This is a genomic window from Hydrogenophaga sp. (genome assembly GCF_014773545.1).
Classification (GTDB): domain Bacteria; phylum Pseudomonadota; class Gammaproteobacteria; order Burkholderiales; family Burkholderiaceae_C; genus Hydrogenophaga.
The window spans coordinates 193,512-211,895 of the sequence record NZ_SDDV01000005.1; the positions used below are offsets into that span (position 1 = coordinate 193,512).

14 protein-coding genes and 2 pseudogenes are annotated in these 18,384 nt (G+C 63.0%); 7 read left to right on the forward strand and 9 right to left on the reverse strand.

The window, feature by feature from the left end; translation table 11 throughout:
- The first annotated feature begins 4 nt into the window (after nt 1-4).
- Together EST26_RS05755 and EST26_RS05760 are read left to right on the forward strand one after the other, a co-directional pair.
- Nucleotides 5-808 carry an outer membrane protein assembly factor BamD gene (locus tag EST26_RS05755; RefSeq protein WP_291066046.1) on the forward strand — a complete coding sequence of 268 codons (804 nt, stop codon included), beginning with the start codon at nt 5-7 and terminating at the stop codon, nt 806-808.
- The gene (locus EST26_RS05760) at nt 802-1,572 is read left to right on the forward strand and encodes a protein phosphatase 2C domain-containing protein (RefSeq protein WP_291066083.1); all 771 of its coding nucleotides are present in this window, start codon (nt 802-804) and stop codon (nt 1,570-1,572) included. Before EST26_RS05755 ends, EST26_RS05760 begins: the two co-directional genes overlap by 7 nt.
- 72 nt (nt 1,573-1,644) lie before the next feature.
- Here EST26_RS05760 and zapE read toward each other — a convergent pair whose 3' ends face one another.
- From zapE to EST26_RS05785, 5 genes are all read right to left on the reverse strand, one after another.
- On the reverse strand, nt 1,645-2,742 hold the full coding sequence (zapE, locus tag EST26_RS05765; protein ID WP_291066047.1) for a cell division protein ZapE: 1,098 nt from the start codon (nt 2,740-2,742) through the stop codon (nt 1,645-1,647).
- A gap of 13 nt (nt 2,743-2,755) precedes the next feature.
- On the reverse strand, nt 2,756-4,183 hold the full coding sequence (gene lpdA / locus EST26_RS05770; protein ID WP_291066049.1) for a dihydrolipoyl dehydrogenase: 1,428 nt from the start codon (nt 4,181-4,183) through the stop codon (nt 2,756-2,758).
- A 77-nt stretch (nt 4,184-4,260) separates the two neighbouring features.
- Nucleotides 4,261-5,505, reverse strand: coding sequence for a 2-oxoglutarate dehydrogenase complex dihydrolipoyllysine-residue succinyltransferase (odhB, locus tag EST26_RS05775; RefSeq protein WP_291066051.1), 1,245 nt, complete (start codon nt 5,503-5,505; stop codon nt 4,261-4,263).
- A gap of 76 nt (nt 5,506-5,581) precedes the next feature.
- On the reverse strand, nt 5,582-8,473 hold the full coding sequence (locus EST26_RS05780; protein WP_291066053.1) for a 2-oxoglutarate dehydrogenase E1 component: 2,892 nt from the start codon (nt 8,471-8,473) through the stop codon (nt 5,582-5,584).
- A gap of 240 nt (nt 8,474-8,713) precedes the next feature.
- On the reverse strand, nt 8,714-9,100 hold the full coding sequence (locus tag EST26_RS05785) for a hypothetical protein (protein ID WP_291066055.1): 387 nt from the start codon (nt 9,098-9,100) through the stop codon (nt 8,714-8,716).
- A gap of 436 nt (nt 9,101-9,536) precedes the next feature.
- On the opposite strand from EST26_RS05785, the gene grpE reads away from it, so the two are divergent.
- From grpE to dnaJ, 3 genes are all read left to right on the forward strand, one after another.
- On the forward strand, nt 9,537-10,109 hold the full coding sequence (gene grpE / locus EST26_RS05790) for a nucleotide exchange factor GrpE (RefSeq protein ID WP_291066056.1): 573 nt from the start codon (nt 9,537-9,539) through the stop codon (nt 10,107-10,109).
- A gap of 62 nt (nt 10,110-10,171) precedes the next feature.
- Entirely contained in the window at nt 10,172-12,145 is a 1,974-nt protein-coding gene (gene dnaK, locus EST26_RS05795) for a molecular chaperone DnaK (RefSeq protein WP_291066085.1), read from the forward strand.
- Nucleotides 12,146-12,222: 77 nt separating this feature from the next.
- Nucleotides 12,223-13,353, forward strand: a complete 1,131-nt coding sequence (dnaJ, locus tag EST26_RS05800) for a molecular chaperone DnaJ (protein ID WP_291066058.1) — start codon at nt 12,223-12,225, stop codon at nt 13,351-13,353.
- 30 nt (nt 13,354-13,383) lie between these two features.
- Here dnaJ and EST26_RS05805 read toward each other — a convergent pair whose 3' ends face one another.
- On the reverse strand, nt 13,384-14,481 hold the full coding sequence (locus EST26_RS05805; protein WP_291066060.1) for an NAD(P)-dependent alcohol dehydrogenase: 1,098 nt from the start codon (nt 14,479-14,481) through the stop codon (nt 13,384-13,386).
- Between the two features lie 192 nt (nt 14,482-14,673).
- Between EST26_RS05805 and EST26_RS05810 the strand changes: the two genes are divergently transcribed.
- Entirely contained in the window at nt 14,674-16,038 is a 1,365-nt protein-coding gene (locus EST26_RS05810) for an MBL fold metallo-hydrolase (RefSeq protein WP_291066086.1), read from the forward strand.
- A gap of 15 nt (nt 16,039-16,053) precedes the next feature.
- Nucleotides 16,054-17,259, forward strand: coding sequence for a lytic murein transglycosylase (locus tag EST26_RS05815; protein WP_291066061.1), 1,206 nt, complete (start codon nt 16,054-16,056; stop codon nt 17,257-17,259).
- A gap of 18 nt (nt 17,260-17,277) precedes the next feature.
- Here EST26_RS05815 and EST26_RS05820 read toward each other — a convergent pair whose 3' ends face one another.
- The 3 genes and pseudogenes from EST26_RS05820 to EST26_RS05830 all read right to left on the reverse strand — a co-directional run.
- Nucleotides 17,278-17,544, reverse strand: coding sequence for a hypothetical protein (locus EST26_RS05820; protein WP_291066088.1), 267 nt, complete (start codon nt 17,542-17,544; stop codon nt 17,278-17,280).
- 67 nt (nt 17,545-17,611) lie between these two features.
- Nucleotides 17,612-17,809: pseudogene (locus tag EST26_RS05825) on the reverse strand (transposase); the annotation flags it as partial.
- 5 nt (nt 17,810-17,814) lie between these two features.
- A pseudogene (locus EST26_RS05830) lies at nt 17,815-18,171 on the reverse strand (phage integrase N-terminal SAM-like domain-containing protein); the annotation flags it as partial.
- Between the last annotated feature and the right edge of the window lie 213 nt (nt 18,172-18,384).

An 18,384-nucleotide genomic window follows, 5' to 3' on the forward strand; every position in this document is an offset into this window, starting at 1 on the left:
CGTGATGCGTCCGTTCAGATTATCTTCTGTGTCACTGTGTGCCTTGGCCGTGCTGCTGGCGCTTTCTGCCTGCGGCAGCACGCCGGTCGACGCCACCCGGGACTGGAGCCCGGCGCGCTTGCTCAGCGAAGCGCGCGAGGAGCGCGACGCGGGCAACTTCGAGCGCGCCGTCCGGCTGTTCGAGCAGCTCGAAGGGCGCGCCGCTGGCACCCCGCTGGCGCAGCAGGCCCAACTCGACAAGGCCCATACCCACTACAGGGCGGGTGAACGGGAGCAAGCTCTGGCCACCCTGGAGCGTTTCCAGCGCCTGCACCCGGCCAGCCCGGCGCTGGATTACGCGCTCTACCTCAAAGGTCTGGTCAATTTTCACGACCAGCTGGGCCTGCTCGGTGCGCTGGCGCGCCAGGATCTGTCAGAGCGCGACCAGCAAGCGGCCCGGGAATCGTTCGAGGCCTTTCGCGAACTGGTGACGCGCTTTCCCGACTCGCGCTACGCGCCCGACGCGCGCGACCGCATGCGCTACATCATCAACTCGCTGGCGCAGTCTGAAGTCCACGTGGCGCGCTACTACTACGTTCGTGGCGCCCATCTGGCCGCGATCAACCGCGCCCAGACCGCGCTGACCGACTTCCCCGATACGCCGGCGCTGGAGGAAGCCTTGTACATTCTGGTCAGGTCTTACGACGCGCTGGGCATGGCGCAGTTGCGTGACGACGCCCGGCGCGTGCTGCAGCTCAACTTCCCCCAAAGCACGCTGCTCACGCACGGCTTTAGAAGACCCGACGATCCCTGGTGGAAAATCTGGTGAATCCGCTGGCAAACCCAGGCTACCGCATCCAGGCCGCGACCGGCATCCACCGGGGCGATCGCGAGTATCAGCAAGACCAGCTCTGCTTGCTGCACCACCCGCGCCACAGCGGCTGCCTGCTGGCGGTGGTGGCCGATGGCATGGGCGGTCGCAGCGGCGGGCGAAAAGCCTCCGATCAGGTCATGCTGACCTCACGCCAGTTGTTTGAACGCTACGACCCGCACACCGACGAGGCTGCGGCGCTGCTGCGCCAGATCGTGCAGGAGTCACACCTGGTTATCAAGCTGACAGCGGCGTCAACCGAGCAGGAGCCGCACAGCACCATCGCCGCCTTCGTCATCAACCCGCACGGCGACTGCCACTGGGCACACGCCGGCGACTCGCGCATCTACCACTTCCACATGGGCAAGATGGTGTTGCGCACCATAGACCACTCGTACGTGCAGAGCCTGATCCACCAAGGCGATATCAGCGAGCAAGAGGCGCTGAACCATCCGCTGGCCCATGTGCTCATGGGCTGTCTGGGGAACGAAACAGACCCGCCACTGGACCTGCATACGCTGCCCCAGCTCAGACCGGGAGACGCCCTGCTGGCGTGCAGCGACGGCGTCTGGCACTACTTCGCGCCGCATGAGTTGGCCAGCGCGATCACCATGCTGACGCCGCGCGAGGCCTGCGAGTTCTTGCTTCAGAAAGCGCGCGCGCGCGCCAAGGGCACGGGCGACAACCTGTCGCTGATCATCGTCAAGATCGACCCGCTTTGAATTCGTCGCTCATCTGTTCTTGAGCGAGAGCCCGTACGCCAAGGGATCGATCAGCCCCGGGTGAAGTGGGCATCAGGTCAATCCGGTATCGACCAACCGGTGTTCCAGCGCCAGATACTGCGCCGACTGCATCTCGTTCAGGCGCGAGATCGTGCGTGGGAATTCATGCGACAACGGGCCTTGCGGGTAGAGCTGCTCGGGCGGCACCGCGGCCGACAACAGCAGTTTGACGCGCCGGTCGTACAGCACATCGACCAACCAGGTGAAGCGCCGCGCCTCGGCCGCCTGACGCGGCTGCATTTGCGGCACATTCGACAGCAGCACGGTGTGAAACTGGCTGGCAATCTCCAGATAGTCGTTTTGCGAGCGCGGTCCGCCGCACAGGGTCTTGAAGTCGAACCAGATCACGCCGCCCGAGCGGCGCAGCGCCCGAATCTGGCGCGCCTCGATCTGCAACACCGGGTTCTGCTCGCCGGGCGCCGCCAGCACATGGAAGCTGGCGTGCAGCGCGGCGTCGGCCGCTGGCCCGAGCGGACAGTAATACATCTGCACCTGGTCGAGCGTGCGCTGGCGGTAGTCGGTGCCGTGGTCGACGTTGAGCACTTCGAGCTTTTGTTTCAGCAACTCGATGGCGGGCAAGATGCGGTCGCGGTGCAAGCCATCCGGATACAGACCGTCGGGGTGAAAGTTGGAGGTGGTGACAAAACCGACGCCGGCCTTGAACAGCGCGTCCAGCAAGCGGTGCAAAATCATGGCGTCGGTGACGTCGGCGACATGGAATTCGTCGAAACAGATCAGCTTATAGCGTCTGGCAATGCGCACGCCCAGTTGGTCGAGCGGGTTGACCGTTCCTTGCAGCTCGCGCAGCTCGCGCTGCACCTCGCGCATGAACTCGTGAAAATGCAGCCGCGTCTTGCGCCGCAGCGGCACCGCCTGATAAAAACAATCGAGCAGAAAGCTTTTACCGCGCCCGACACCGCCGTACAGATACACCCCGCGCGGAATCTGCGGGTGAACGAACACCTTCTTGAGCGCGTTCGAGCGGCGCTGCTTGTAGCTTGCCCACTCGGCGGCGCAGCGCTCGAGCGCGACAAGGGCGCGCTGCTGGGCTGGGTCGGTGCTGTAGCCGCGCTCGGCGAGTGCGGCCTCGTAGGTTTGTCTGACCGACAAGGGCGAACCCGGATCAGAAGTTCAGGCTGCGCTTGTCCACCGCCAACGCAGCCTCCTTGACTGCCTCCGACAAAGAGGGATGGGCGTGGCAGATGCGCGCAATGTCTTCTGCACTGGCCTTGAAGGACATGGCGACCACCGCTTCGGCGATCAGCTCGCAGGCCATGGGGCCGACGATGTGCACGCCCAGAATCTCGTCGGTCTGGGCGTCGGCCAGGCATTTGACCATGCCGGTGGTATCACCCAGCGCGCGCGCGCGGCCGTTGGCCAGGAACGGGAAGGTGCCGGCCCGGTAGGCCACCCCGGCCGCCTTGAGTTGCTGCTCGGTGCGGCCCACCCAGGCGATCTCCGGGTGGGTGTAGATGACCCAGGGAATGGTGTCGAAATCGACGTGGCCATGCTGACCGGCGATGCGCTCGGCCACCGCCACGCCCTCTTCTTCCGCCTTGTGCGCCAGCATCGGGCCGCGCACCACGTCGCCCACCGCCCACACACCGGGCAAGTTGGTGCGGCACTCGGCATCGACCACGATGGCGCCGCGCTCGTCGAGTTGCAGGCCGACCGCCTGCGCGTTCAGGCCGGTGGTGTGGGGCACACGACCGATCGAGACGATCAACTTGTCGGCGTCGAGTTGCTGCGCCTCGCCCTTGGCGTTGGTGTAAGCAATGCTCACGCCTTTTTTGCTGCTCTTGATCTCGCCCACCTGCACCCCCAGCTCGATCTTGAGTCCTTGCTTGTCAAAGGCTTTTTTCGCTTCTCTGGCAATTTGCTCGTCGACCGCGCCCAGGAAAGTTGGCAGACCCTCCAGAATCGTCACCTCAGCGCCCAGGCGGCGCCAGACCGATCCCATCTCCAGCCCAATCACTCCCGAGCCGATCAAGGCCAGCTTCTTGGGCACCGCTCCCAGGCGCAGCGCGCCGTCGTTGGACAATACCAGTTCTTCATCGAAGGGCGTGCCCGGCAGGGCGCGGGCGCTCGATCCGGTGGCCAACACGACGTGCCGACCCAGCAAAGTCTCGGGCTTGTCGCCGCTCAGCTCGATTTCATAGCCAGCGTCCGCCGCCTTGACGAATGATCCACGACCATGAAAGAAGCTGACCTTGTTCTTTTTGAACAGGTACAAAATGCCGTCGTTGTTTTGTTTGACCACCGTGTCTTTGCGCGCCAGCATCTGCGCCACGTCCATCGAGACTTTTCCCGTGCGGATGCCGTGCTCGGCAGCGTGCAGTCTGGTGTGCTCAAAATACTCGCTCGACTGCAGCAGCGCCTTGGACGGGATGCAGCCCACGTTGGTGCAGGTGCCACCCGGTGCCGGGCCGCCGGCAGCGTTTTTCCATTCGTCGATACAGGCCACCTTGAAACCGAGTTGGGCGGCGCGAATGGCGGCGATGTAGCCACCTGGGCCGGCGCCGATGACGACGACGTCAAATGCCAAAGACATGATGTTCTTTCAATGAGGTTTGGTACCCCGGCCAGATGACCGGGGCCGCACAAAGGGGGCCAACTGCAAGGGCGTGCTCAGATATCGAACAACAGGCGGGCCGGGTCTTCCAGCGCCTCTTTCATGGCCACCAGGCCGAGCACGGCTTCGCGGCCGTCGACGATGCGGTGGTCATACGACAGGGCCAGGTAGTTGATCGGTCGGATCACGATCTGGCCGTTTTCCACCACCGCGCGGTCCTTGGTGGCATGCACGCCCAGAATGGCCGACTGCGGCGGGTTGATGATGGGCGTAGACAGCATGGAGCCGAAGGTGCCGCCGTTGCTGATCGAGAAGGTGCCGCCGGTGAGTTCGTCCAGGCTGAGCTTGCCGTCCTTGGCCTTTTGGCCGAATTCGGCAATTTTCTTCTCGATGTCGGCAAAACCCATCTGGTCGACGTTGCGCAGAATAGGCACCACCAGACCCCGCGGCGAGCCGACCGCGATACCGATGTCGAAGAAGCCGTGATAAACGATGTCGTTGCCGTCGACGCTGGCGTTGAGGATCGGGTATTTCTTCAGCGCATGCACCGCCGCCTTGACGAAGAAACTCATGAAGCCGAGTTTGCAGCCGTGCTCTTTCTCGAAGCGCTCCTGGAATTTTTTGCGCATCTCCATCACCGGCGCCATATTGACTTCGTTGAAGGTGGTCAAAATGGCGTTGGTGGCCTGCGACTGCAGCAAGCGCTCGGCCACGCGGGCGCGCAGGCGGGTCATGGCCACGCGCTCTTGCGGCCGGTCCCCCAGATCAGGAGCGATGGTGGCCACCTGCGCCAACACCTTGGCTGGTGCGCCGGTTGGAATGGCCACCGCGCTGGGGGTCGGCGCCCGGGCCGCGCTGGCCACCGCGGCCAGGGCATCGCCCTTGGTGACGCGGCCGTCTTTGCCGCTGCCTGCCACGCTGGTGGCCGACAATTGGTGCTCGGCCAACAGCTTGGCGGCAGCGGGCATGGCCACACCTGATTTGCTGGCGGCGGCCGCTGGCGCTGGCGACGCCGCTGCTTCCAGGGTGGGCGCAGCCGGGGCGGCGGCACCAGCCACGGCAGCGGTGTCGATGCGGGCAATCAATTGCTCGGCGGCCACGGTGGCACCGTCGCCTTGCAAAATCTCCACCAGCACGCCGCTGGCGGGCGCTGGGCATTCCAGCACGACCTTGTCGGTCTCGATCTCGATCAGCGTTTCGTCGACGCTAACAGCCATGCCGACTTGCTTTTTCCACTGCAGCAAGGTGGCTTCGGCCACCGATTCAGAGAGCTGCGGAACTTTGACTTCTACGATTGCCATGTTTCTTCTGCCTTGAAATTTTGACGATCAACAGCCAGCCCGGCGCGTCGAACTGCGGCGCGCCGGCAGCGCCGATTCACTTGGTGAGGATGAAGCCCTTGAGCTTGCTGAAAGCGGCTTCGATCAGGTTTTTTTGCTGCTCTTGGTGCAGGTGTGCATACCCCACCGCTGGCGAGGCCGAGGCGGCGCGTCCGGCGTAGCCGAGCTTTTGACCATCGAGCATGTTTTCATGGATGTAGTGCTGCACGAAGAACCAGGCGCCCTGGTTTTGCGGCTCGTCCTGACACCAGACGATGTCGGCCGCATTCGGGTACTTTTTGATTTCGGCGGCAAACACCTTGTGCGGAAACGGATAGAGCTGCTCGATGCGGATGATGGCAACGTCGTCTTGGCCCTGCTCTTCGCGCTTTTTCACCAGGTCGTAGTAAACCTTGCCCGAGCAGCAAATGACGCGCTTGACCTTTTCGGTCTTGACCAGCACTTGGGGTTTTTGCTCCGGAATCACGGTCTGGAAGCCGCCCTTGGTGAACTCGGACAGCGGCGAAGTGGCGTCCTTGTTGCGCAGCAGTGACTTCGGGGTGAAGATCACCAGCGGTTTGCGCAGGTTGCGCACCATCTGGCGGCGCAATACATGGAAAATCTGGCTCGCCGTGGTCGGCTGCACGAGTTGCATATTGGTATCAGCCGCCAGTTGCATGAAGCGCTCCAAGCGCGCCGAGCTGTGCTCGGGGCCCTGGCCTTCGTAGCCGTGCGGCAGCATCAAGGTGATGCCGTTGACGCGACCCCACTTGACTTCACCAGAGGCGATGAACTGGTCAATCACCACCTGTGCGCCGTTGGCGAAATCGCCAAACTGAGCCTCCCAGATCACCAGCGTATTCGGGTCGTTGGAGGCGTAGCCGTACTCGAAGGCCAGCACCGCTTCTTCCGACAAGATGGAATCGATGACGACGAACGGGGCTTGGTTGTCGGCCACGTTTTGCAAGGGCACGTAAGTGCCCTCGTCCCAGCGTTCGCGGTTCTGATCATGAATGACGGCGTGGCGGTGGGTGAAGGTGCCACGTCCGCAGTCCTCACCCGACAGGCGCACCGGGTAACCGCTGGCCACCAGCGAGGCAAAGGCCATGTGCTCGCCCATGCCCCAGTCGACCGGGAGATCGCCCCGACCCATGGCGGCGCGGTCGGCGTAGACCTTCTTGACCAGTTGGTGCGGCGTGATGCTCTCTGGAATGGCGCACAAACGATCGGACAGGCGCTTCCACTCGGCCATCGGAAGAGCGGTGTCGCCGGCGTCGGTCCATTTCTTGCCCAGAAACGGGCTCCAGTCGACCGCGTACTTGCTCTTGAAGTTCGTCAGCACCTGATCGAGCGTGTGGCGACCGGCGTCCAGCGCGGCGCGGTAGGCGCGCGCCATGTCTTCGCCCAGCGTCGCACCCAGGCCTTGCGCGGCCAGCTTGTCGGCGTAGAGCTTGCGCGTGCCGGGGTGCTGCGCAATTTTTTTGTACATCAGCGGCTGCGTCAGGCTGGGCGTGTCCTGCTCGTTGTGACCGAGCTTGCGAAAGCAGATGATATCGATCACCACGTCATTGCGAAACGTCATGCGGTACTCCAGCGCCAACTGGGCCGCCAGCACCACCGCTTCCGGGTCGTCACCGTTGACGTGCAGCACCGGTGCTTCGACCCCCTTGACGATGTCGGTGCAATAGAGCGTGGAGCGCAGGTCGCGCGGGTCGGAGGTGGTGAAGCCGATCTGGTTGTTGATGATCAGGTGCACCGTGCCGCCGGTGGTGTAGCCCCGGGTTTGCGCCAGCGCCAGAGTTTCCTGGTTCACACCCTGCCCGGCAAAAGCCGCATCGCCATGCACCAGCACCGGCAACACCTGCCTGCCTTTGGCGTCGCCGCGGCGATCCATGCGCGCGCGCGCCGAGCCTTCCACCACGGGGTTGACGATTTCCAGGTGCGAGGGATTGAACGCCAGCGACAAATGCACCGGGCCGCCCGGGGTGCTGACGTCGGAGCTGAAGCCCTGGTGGTATTTCACGTCTCCAGCGGGCAGGTCTTCGGGCGCGGTGTGGTCGAATTCGGCAAACAAGTCCTTGGGCATTTTGCCCAGCACGTTGACCAATACGTTCAGCCGCCCGCGATGCGCCATGCCGATGACAATTTCCTGCACACCCTGCGCGCCGGCCTGTTGAATCACCTCGTCGAGGGCCGCAATGAAACTCTCACCCCCTTCGAGTGAAAACCGCTTTTGACCGACGTACTTGGTGTGCAAAAAGCGCTCGAGTCCCTCGGCCGCGTTGATGCGGTCGAGAATCTGCTTTTTCTTCTCAACGCTGAAAATCGGCTTGCTGCGAACCGACTCCAGCTTTTCCTGCCACCAGCGCTTTTGCGTCTGGTCGGTGATGTACATGTACTCGGCACCGATGCTGCTGCAATAGGTCTCGCGCAGCGCGTTGAGCAACTCGCGCAGCGTCATCACCTCTTTGCCGAAGTAGGTGTTGCTGGTGTTGAAGACGGTTTCGTGGTCGGCGTCGGAAAAACCATAGAACGCCGGATCGAGATCGGGGATGTGTTCGCGCTCGGTGCGCTTGAGCGGATCGAGATCGGCCCAGCGCGAGCCGACGTTGCGGTAAGCGGCAATGAGCTGCTGCACCGCCACGCGCTTGCGGCCCACTTCGGAGTCGGCCCCGGATGGCTCGATGGCGCGGGCCGCGCCCTGTTTGGCCAGTTGAGCAAAGGCGTTGATAACCGGCAGGTGCGGCACGTCGCGGCAGTCGCTGCCGTCGGCGGCGGGAATGTTTTGCAGCGCATCGAAGTAACTGCGCCAATTGTCTGGCACGCTGCCCGGATTGCCCAAGTAGTTCTCGTACAACTCCTCTACGTACGGCGCGTTGCCGCCAAAGAGATAAGAGTTGCTCTTGTAGGCAATATAAATGCTGCCGACGCCGACTCGGTTATCGCTCATGAATTCGCTGACCTCCGTTCCCCTGCGGGAAACATTAGCTGGTTGAAACAAACCTCCCGCGGCACGGCTGAACCGGTTGGCGGATGCGACAGTGACTGTGGAAGGGCCTGACTGCAAGGCAGCATTATACGTAACCCGGTGGTAACTCCGGCGAAAAAATCTGCGCCACGCGCCAGAGACGGCGCAAACCCGTTGCGGCGCTTGACCTGCACCCAGAGCAAGGGTGGCGCCCGTTGCGCCTCAGCGTTCTTGCGCGCCGCCCGCCGGGGCCGGGGCGGCCTTTTCGAGCGGCAACTGGCCCGATGTGCCCACGCGCACGCTGGCGCCGCCGACGCGGGCGCCCACGCCGGCGCCGACGCGGCCGTCCGTGCCCACGCTGACGCCGACGCCGACACTGCGCCCGACGGGAATCGAAACGCCCAGATTCACCCCGCCCGCGCAAGCGCCCAAGGTGAGCAAGAGCGCCAACGCGGCGGCGCAGCGCCCAGCCAACGACTTCGATTCACGCATAAAGGGCTCCTGCAAAAAAAGCAGCTCTGAGGAAACGACGCGCGGCGAGAGCCGCTCACGCGCCAACACCCCGGCAGGCTCGTCCATTTCAATGGCGATCGGGCTGCCGACGGGCACGACACAGGGTGACGGCGCTCTCGCTTTGCAGGCGATAAATCACATGCGCGCCATCCTAGCAGCCTGTCGGACTTTGGGGGCGCGGGCTGCAAGAGTCCGACAGGCTGCTAGGCCGCCAAGTTATGCGCGCGCTGTGCCAGCGGGCTTGCGATTCGGGCAACGTACAATCACCGACCTGACTTGCCGCAACGCCCCGGTCGGACTGCGGGTTTGAGAGCTCGCGCCGCTCGCAAAACCAGGCGTTTTTCTGGGTGTCTGGATTTTTTCCGCCAAGAACCGCCCCGGGCTGCAACAGACCGACGGCTGCCACTCTAGACAGCCGCGCAAAAGAACTTTGCACCCTGGCAAACCTTCGCCCTTGTAATCGACGTCAATTGCCCCATCTGGTGCCAGCGGCACGCACTGCCACTGGAGTCATGAACCGTCATCACCGCCCATGAACCAAAATCCCACCCCCGCCCAGACCGTTGCCCCATCCGTCGGCCCCAAAGCAGACACGCCCCTGAGCCCAGAAGAAGCGCTGGCCGCTGCCGATGCCAACACCCTGCGCACGCTGGCGCAAGAGCTGAGCACCGTCAAAGCACAAAACGCCGATCTGGCCGATCAATTTCTGCGCGCCAAGGCCGAGGCCGAAAATGCGCGCCGCCGTGCCGAGGACGAAACAGCCAAGGCGCGCAAATTTGCGGTGGAGAGTTTTGCCGAAAGCCTGCTGGCCGTGGCCGACAGCCTGGAAGCTGGGCTGGCCATCAAACAAGCCACGGCCGAACAATTGCGCCAGGGCTCAGAGGCCACGCTGCAGCAACTCAAGAGCGCATTCGAGCGCAACAAGGTGTTGGAGATCGTCCCCGCTGTCGCCAGCCGCTTTGACCCGCATCTGCATCAGGCCATCAGCGTGGTGCCGGCCGAGCAAGAACCCCACACCGTGGTGGCGGTGCTGCAAAAAGGCTACCTGATCGCTGACCGTGTGCTGCGCCCGGCGCTGGTGACGGTGGCAGCAGCACCCAACTGAGAACGGGCCGTCTGGCAGCCCCTTGAAAAGCAGGCACTTCAGCCGCACGTCCCTCGCATCGTATTCATCAGCTTTCAACCCCTCATCATTCGAACCGGAGCACGACAATGGGAAAAATCATCGGCATCGACCTGGGCACCACCAACTCGTGCGTGTCCATCATGGAAGGCAACGCCACCAAGGTGATCGAAAATTCGGAAGGTGCGCGCACCACGCCGTCGATCGTCGCCTACCAGGAAGACGGTGAGGTGCTGGTCGGCGCCAGCGCCAAGCGCCAGGCCGTGACCAACCCGCGCAACACGCTGTACGCGATCAAGCGCCTGATTGGTCGCAAGTTCACCGAGAAAGAAGTCCAGAAAGACATCAGCCTGATGCCCTACACCATCGTGGCGGCCGACAACGGCGACGCCTGGGTGGAAGTGCGCGGCAAGAAGATGTCGCCCCAGCAGGTCAGCGCCGACATTTTGCGCAAGATGAAGAAGACCGCCGAGGACTACCTGGGTGAGCCCGTCACCGAAGCCGTCATCACCGTGCCGGCCTACTTCAACGACGCGCAGCGCCAAGCCACCAAGGACGCCGGACGCATTGCCGGCCTCGATGTCAAGCGCATCATCAACGAACCCACCGCCGCCGCGCTCGCTTTTGGGCTGGACAAACAGGAAAAAGGCGACCGCAAAATCGCCGTCTACGACCTGGGCGGAGGCACTTTTGACATCTCCATCATCGAAATCGCCGACGTCGAAGGTGAAAAGCAATTCGAGGTGCTCTCGACCAACGGCGACACCTTCCTGGGCGGCGAAGACTTCGACCAGCGCATCATCGACCACATCGTCACCGAGTTCAAGAAAGAACAAGGCGTTGATCTGACCAAGGACGTGCTGGCCTTGCAACGCCTGAAGGAAGCGGCGGAAAAAGCCAAGATCGAGCTCTCCAGCTCGGCCGCCACCGACTTGAACCTGCCCTACATCACGGCCGACGCTTCGGGTCCGAGGCACCTGAACATCAAGCTCACGCGCGCCAAGCTCGAAGCCCTGGTGGAAGAGCTGATCGAGCGCACCATCGCGCCTTGCCGCACCGCAATCAAGGACGCTGGCGTTGGTGTGGGTGAAATTCACGACGTGATCCTGGTCGGCGGCATGACGCGCATGCCCAAGGTGCAGGAAAAGGTGAAGGAATTCTTCGGCAAGGAGCCGCGCAAGGACGTCAACCCGGACGAGGCTGTGGCGGTTGGCGCCGCCATTCAGGGCCAGGTGCTCTCGGGTGAGCGCAAAGACGTGTTGCTGCTCGACGTCACCCCGCTGTCACTGGGCATCGAGACCCTGGGCGGCGTGATGACCAAAATGATTGCCAAGAACACCACCATCCCGACCAAGTTCGCGCAGGTGTTCTCCACCGCCGAGGACAACCAGCCAGCCGTCACCATCAAGGTGTTCCAGGGCGAGCGAGAAATCGCCGCCGGCAACAAGGCCTTGGGTGAATTCAACCTGGAAGGCATTCCGGCTTCGCCGCGCGGCTTGCCGCAAATCGAAGTCAGCTTCGACATCGACGCCAACGGCATCTTGCACGTGCGCGCCAAAGACAAGGGCACCGGCAAGGAAAACAAAATCACCATCAAGGCCAACTCGGGCTTGACCGAGGCTGAGATTCAACAAATGGTGAAAGACGCCGAACTCAACGCCGCCGACGACAAGAAAAAACTCGATCTGGTGCAAGCACGCAACCAGGCCGAAGCCATGGTCCACAGCGTGAAAAAATCGCTCAGCGAACACGGCGACAAGCTCGATGAAAAGGAAAAGCATGCCATCGAAGCGGCGTTGCGCGACACCGAAGAAGCGGCCAAAGGGGAAGACCGGGCCGCCATCGAAGCCAAAACCGAAACGCTGATGAGTGCCAGCCAAAAACTGGGCGAAAAAGTCTACGCCGCGCAACAAGCCAAAGAAAGTGCCCAGGGCGCGCAAGCCGAGCAGCCCGCATCCAGCAAGTCGGCCGACGACGACATCGTCGACGCCGAGGTCAAGGAAGTCAAGAAGGGCTGATTGCCCCGCACTCAGACCATCGCCGCGTCAGGGCAACCTGACGCGGCGTTCGTGCTCCACCGCAACCGTATTTCACCATGGCAAAACGCGATTTTTACGAAGTCCTGGGTGTGCCCAAAAACGCCTCGGACGAGGAAATCAAAAAGGCGTATCGCAAACTGGCGATGAAGCACCACCCTGACCGCAACCAGGGGGACAGCGCCAAGGCCGCCGAAGAGCGCTTCAAAGAGGCCAAGGAAGCCTACGAAATGCTGTCCGACGCGCAAAAACGCGCCGCCTACGATCAGCACGGCCACGCCGGGGTTGACCCCAATATGCGCGCCGGCCCGGGTGGCGCCGATGGCTTTGGCGGCTTTTCAGAGTCGTTTGGCGACATCTTTGGCGACATCTTCGGTGGCCGGGGCCAGCGCGGCGGCCGCCAGGTCTACCGCGGTGCCGACCTGTCGTACGCGATGGAAATCTCGCTCGAAGAGGCTGCCGCTGGCAAGGAGAGCCAAATCCGCATTCCGTCCTGGGACAACTGCGACACCTGCAAGGGCAGTGGCGCCAAGCCCGGCACCAGCGTCAAAACCTGCAGCACCTGCCACGGCAGCGGAACGGTGCAAGTGCGCCAGGGCTTCTTCAGCGTGCAGCAGACGTGCCCGCACTGCCACGGCAGCGGCAAAATCATCCCCGAGCCCTGCCCGGCCTGTCATGGCCAAGGAAAAATCAAACGGCAGAAAACACTGGAAATCAAGATTCCATCGGGCATCGACGACGGCCAGCGCATCCGCAGCACCGGCAACGGCGAGCCCGGCCAGAACGGCGGGCCTTCGGGCGACCTCTACATCGAGGTGCGGCTGCGAAAACACGATATTTTCGAGCGCGAGGGCGACGACCTGCACTGCCAGGTGCCGGTACCCATGACCACGGCGGCTCTCGGCGGCGAAATCGACGTGCCCACCCTGACCGGCAAGGCCAGCATAGACCTGCCCGAAGGCACGCAAAGCGGCAAGACCTTTCGCCTGCGTGGCAAGGGCATCAAAGGCGTGCGCTCGAGCTACCCTGGCGACTTGTACTGCCACATCGCCGTGGAGACGCCGGTCAAGCTGACCGAACAGCAACGCAAACTGCTGCGCGATCTCGACGAATCGTTCAAAAAAGGCGGCCTGCGCCACAGCCCGAACGACAAGGGCTGGTTCGAAAAAGCCAAGTCGTTCTTCAGTTGAGCCGCTCTGGCGGCAACCCCGCCTCTCAAGTCAGGGCTTGATCGCCACCTTGAGCACGCCGTCGCGCTGGTTGGAAAACAAGTCGTAGGCGGCCACGATGTCGTCCAGCCGGTAGTGGTGGCTGACCATCACGCCCAGATCGACCCGACCCGAAGCCACTATGTTCATGAGACGGCGCATGCGCTCCTTGCCCCCGGGACACAGCGCAGTCCTGATCTGATGATCGCCCAAACCAGCCGCAAAGGCCGACATGGGAATCGTCAGATCAGCCGAATACACACCCAGACTCGAGAGCGTGCCACCCGGCTTGAGCACGCGCAGCGCCGCCTCAAACGTGCCCTGCGTGCCCAGCGCCTCGATCGATGAATCCACGCCTTTGCCGCCGGTGAGCTTCATGATTTCTTCCACTACGTCGCAATTTTTGTAATTCAAGGTGATATCGGCGCCCATCTGCCGGGAGATGCCCAGTCTGTGCTCGTTGCCGTCGACGCCGATGATGGTGCTGGCCCCGAGCAAACGCGCGCCAGCGGTGGCGCACAGGCCAATCGGCCCCTGGGCGAACACCACCACCGTGTCGCCGATCTTGATGTTGGCGTTTTCCGCCCCCTTGAAGCCGGTCGACATGATGTCCGGGCACATCAGCACCTGTTCATCGCTCAAGCCATCGGGGATGGGTGCGAGGTTGGCCTGCGCGTCGGGCACCAGCAGGTACTGCGCCTGGGCGCCGTCGATCAGGTTGCCAAAACGCCAGCCGGCGGTGGCCTTGTAGCCGTGGCAGCCGCACAGACCCCGGGCAACCAGGTAGCTGCCGTCTTGCGAGGGGTAGCCGTCTTGCGCGGCGTATGAGTTGAAATTCGGGCAAATGGCGCCGGCGATGACGCGCTGACCCTCGGTATAGCCTTGCACGGCGCTGCCGAGCTTTTCGATCACGCCAACCGGTTCGTGTCCCACCGTCAGCCCTTTGGCGACCGGGTACTCACCTTTGAGAATGTGCACGTCGGTGCCGCAAATGGTGGTGGTGGTGATGCGCACCAAGGCGTCATTCGGGCCCACGCCTGGAACCGGCTTGTCGACCAACTCGATGCGTCCAGGTGCGACGAAAACAGCGGCTTTCATCATGGCAGTCATCATGTCTCCTTGTTTGAAAGGTTTGAATCAGGACGTCAACGCCAAGTCGTTCTAAACAGTATGCAAAGCCTTGGGAAGATCGACCGACCGACCGCCTGTCGCCTGAGTGGCGTGCACGACTTGCCGTCTGGCAAGACCGCACAAACAGTCCCGTTTGCGCGCCGCCCGATGCGCCCGGGTAAGATCATCGACATGCACGTACACATCCGCTTTCTCGGCGGCGCCGGCACCGTCACCGGCTCCAAATACCTGGTCGAACATGCGGGTCAGCGCCTGCTGGTCGATTGCGGTCTGTTTCAAGGCTACAAGCAGTTGCGGCTGCGCAACCGTGACCCGCTGCCCATCGCGCCCGAGCAAATCGGTGCGCTGGTTCTGACCCACGCCCACCTCGATCACAGCGGCTACTTGCCGCTGCTGGCCAAGGAGGGCTTTCAGGGCAAGGTCTGGGTCACGCCGGCCACGCGCGATCTGGCCCGTATCCTGCTGCCCGACAGCGGACACATTCAGGAAGAAGACGCCGCCTTCGCCAACCGGCACGGGTTCTCCAAGCACGCGCCTGCGCTGCCGCTCTACACCGAAGACGACGCGCTGCGAAGCCTCAAACTTTTGCACAGCGTGCCCATGCACCAGCTCTTTGAGCCACTGGCAGGCTGGCAGGCGCGCTTTTACAGCGCCGGTCACATCCTCGGCGCAGCCAGCCTGCTGTTGAGCGTCGGTGGACAGCGCCTGCTGTTTTCTGGCGATTTGGGTCGCTCGGACGATATTCTCATGAACCCGCCCGACCCAGCGCCCGACGCCGATGTGGTGGTCTGCGAGTCGACCTACGGCGACCGCGACCACCCGGAAGAAAACCTGCTGACTGAGCTGGCCCCGGTGCTGCAGCGCGTGGCCGCGCGCGGCGGCACCGCCGTGGTGCCGGTGTTTGCCGTTGGCCGCGCACAGGAGCTGCTGCATGCGATTGCTCAGCTCAAGGCCACAGGCGCACTGGCGCGTGGCCTGCCGGTCTACCTCGACAGTCCGATGGCCATCCACAGCACCGGCCTGTTTGCGCGCCACCTAGGCGAACACCGGTTAAACGCCGCGCAGTGCCACGCCTTGGAGCAAGTCGCCACCATGACGCGCTCGGCCGACGAGTCCAAAGCCATTGCCAGACAACACGGTCCAAAGGTGATTTTGTCGGCCAGCGGCATGGCCACCGGCGGGCGCGTGCTGCACCACCTGGCGCAACACCTGGGCGACCATCGCAACCTGGTGCTGCTCACCGGCTATCAAGCGCCCGGGACGCGCGGCGCCAGTCTGGCTGGCGCCGCCACCCAGCTGCGTATTCACGGCAAAGATATTTCCGCGCGCGCCGAAGTGGTGCAACTCAGCTCGGCCTCGGCCCACGCCGACGCCGGCCAGTTGCTGGCCTGGCTGCGTGCGCTGCCCAACGCACCGCGCCGCGTATTCGTCACGCACGGCGACCCGGCTGCATCAGACCGCTTGCGGTTTCGGATTGAAAACGAATTGCACTGGCCGGCGCTGGTACCGGAACACGGCAGCACCTGGGCGGTCTGAGCACCTATGACTGCCATGCAAACCAAGACGCCTGCCACCCTGTTGTTGCTGGCGCTGCTGTCCTTGCCGGCCACGGCCGACCCGGCGTTCGAACGCTGTATCGAACAATTGCGCGTCCCGGCGCGCAGCGCGGGTGTGCTCGACGCCACCTTCACCCAGCATACCCGCGACCTGAGGCCAGACCTGAGCGTGATCGAGCGGCTCAATCACCAGCCCGAGTTCCGCACCCCGATCTGGGATTACTTGGCTGGACTGGTCGACGACGAGCGCATTCGGCAAGGCCAAGCCCTGCTGGCGCAACACGCCGAACTGCTAGAACGCATCCAACAACGCCACGGCGTCGACCCGGCGATCGTGGTGGCGATCTGGGGTGTGGAGAGCAACTTCGGTCAGACCCTGGGCCGCTTCTCGCTGCCGCAGGCGCTGGGCACGCTGTCGTGCATGGGTCGGCGGCAGACTTTTTTCCGCGCTGAATTCTTTGCTGCCCTGCGCATCCTGCAAGCCGGCCACGTCGAACCCGAGCAGTTGGTCGGCTCCTGGGCCGGCGCCTTTGGCCACACCCAATTCATGCCCAGCACCTTTGAGCGGCTGGCGCAAGACTTCGACGGCGACGGCCGGGCCGATTTGATCGGCAACCCCGCCGATGCACTGGCATCAACCGCCCATTTCCTGCGCCGGGCCGGCTGGCAGACCGGACAAACCTGGGGCTTTGAAGTCAGATTGCCAGACGGATTGAGCACAGCCGGCGAAGGCCGGCGCAGCAAACGCCCACGGCACGAATGGGTCGCGCGCGGTCTGACCCTGGTCGACGGCAGCGCCTTGCCCGCCGATCTGGGTCAGGCCGGACTGATCACCCCGGCGGGTCGCTCGGGACCCGCATTTTTGCTGCTGCGCAACTTCGACGCCTTGTTTGGCTACAACCCGGCCGAGAGCTACGCGCTGGCAATTGGCCACCTGGCCGACCGCTTGCGCGGCGCCGACCCCTTCGTCACCCCTTGGCCGACCGACGACGGCCCACTCTCACGTGCCGAACGGCGCGAACTGCAAGCGCTGTTGATTTTGCGTGGACACGAGATCGGAGCGATCGACGGCATGCTGGGTGCACGCAGCCGCGCCGCGATTCTTCAAGAGCAAACCCGTCTTGGCTTTGCAGCCAGCGGACGCGGCGGCCAGCAACTGCTGCAAGCGCTGCGCCGCCCTGCTCAGAGCACAGCGCAATGAAGCGTTCAGGCGGCTCGTTCAACCGCCTTTCTTGGAGCGCTTGCCCGGATTTTTCTTGCTGCGCGTGGCCACACCGCGTTCCAGGCTGACGCGCTGGCCGCGACCGTGGCTGGGCAATGAAACACCGGTCAACGGCCGTGGGGCTGGGGTACGCTTGCGGTCGGCTTCGGTGACGATTTTGTTGCCCATTTTCTTGTCCTGATGAAGTTTGAAAAAACCTTGAGTGTACTGTTTGACCGCACCAAAATCCGGCTTGGACGCGCCCGTTTTTTTACTGCAGCCCAAGAGCCACCCAAGGGCTCGCAACGGCTGCTGGCAGCACAGCGCACTTGTTCAGTCTGTGCTTATCCGGTTAGTGCCCAAGCCAACTACCTGTAGGGGGTCGTGTTGTTTTTGCATAAAGTTCGGCATAGTTCGGCGCAGTCACGTCGCCAGCGATGCCAAGCAGGGAGCGGAAAGCGTTGCATGGGTAACAGCGGCGATTGAAGCGGAACGTGAATTCGTTGAGATAGGCTTGCAGGTGTTGCGGGCTGACGCCGTGGTGAATGCCACGCGGGTCAACACGCTGGGGATGCGCCGCTTCTGTGCGGGCCGGTTCACACCGTTGAGCCAGGGCATGTCCAGCCCCAGCACATCGCGGTAGAGAAACAACAGGGCGCTGAGCGCCTGGTTGTGGGTGGACGCGGCAACCTGCCGCCCTGTTGCCAACAGGGTGAGAAACGCCTCGACCTCAGCCGCGCCCATGTCGCGTGGGTGCCGCATGACGCCACATCGCCCGTGCCAGCGGATGAAAAAGCGCACCCAATACAGATAAGCCTTTTCGGTCTGTAGGCTATAGTGCAGATACCGGATGCGCTCCCGAACCTGATCCAGCAGACGGATGGAGCGCAAAACAGGTGTGCCGGGTTTCATGGCTGCTTTATACCTGTTCATAAGAACAGAGTAAAGCACCTAAGCCCATGATTCACATAATTTTTCAGGAGGCTTCCGTGACCAGAATATCCCGCGTCGTCCAGAATAACCCGCAGGTTCTGCGGGATACATTACGTTAGACAAGAAAGGAGACTCCGTGCGTCCAAACCTATTTCAGTTTGCAACATCCGAACTCTCACAAGATGCGTTCTT

What these genes read in the sequence shown, in the direction of transcription:
- lpdA (WP_291066049.1), bottom strand. Translation starts at nt 4,183, where the DNA reads ATGTCTTTGGCATTTGACGTCGTCGTCATCGGCGCCGGCCCAGGTGGC.
- EST26_RS05780 (WP_291066053.1), bottom strand. Translation starts at nt 8,473, where the DNA reads ATGAGCGATAACCGAGTCGGCGTCGGCAGCATTTATATTGCCTACAAG.
- dnaJ (WP_291066058.1), top strand. Translation starts at nt 12,223, where the DNA reads ATGGCAAAACGCGATTTTTACGAAGTCCTGGGTGTGCCCAAAAACGCC.
- EST26_RS05805 (WP_291066060.1), bottom strand. Translation starts at nt 14,481, where the DNA reads ATGACTGCCATGATGAAAGCCGCTGTTTTCGTCGCACCTGGACGCATC.
- EST26_RS05815 (WP_291066061.1), top strand. Translation starts at nt 16,054, where the DNA reads ATGCAAACCAAGACGCCTGCCACCCTGTTGTTGCTGGCGCTGCTGTCC.
- grpE (WP_291066056.1), top strand. Translation starts at nt 9,537, where the DNA reads ATGAACCAAAATCCCACCCCCGCCCAGACCGTTGCCCCATCCGTCGGC.
- EST26_RS05755 (WP_291066046.1), top strand. Translation starts at nt 5, where the DNA reads ATGCGTCCGTTCAGATTATCTTCTGTGTCACTGTGTGCCTTGGCCGTG.
- EST26_RS05810 (WP_291066086.1), top strand. Translation starts at nt 14,674, where the DNA reads ATGCACGTACACATCCGCTTTCTCGGCGGCGCCGGCACCGTCACCGGC.
- odhB (WP_291066051.1), bottom strand. Translation starts at nt 5,505, where the DNA reads ATGGCAATCGTAGAAGTCAAAGTTCCGCAGCTCTCTGAATCGGTGGCC.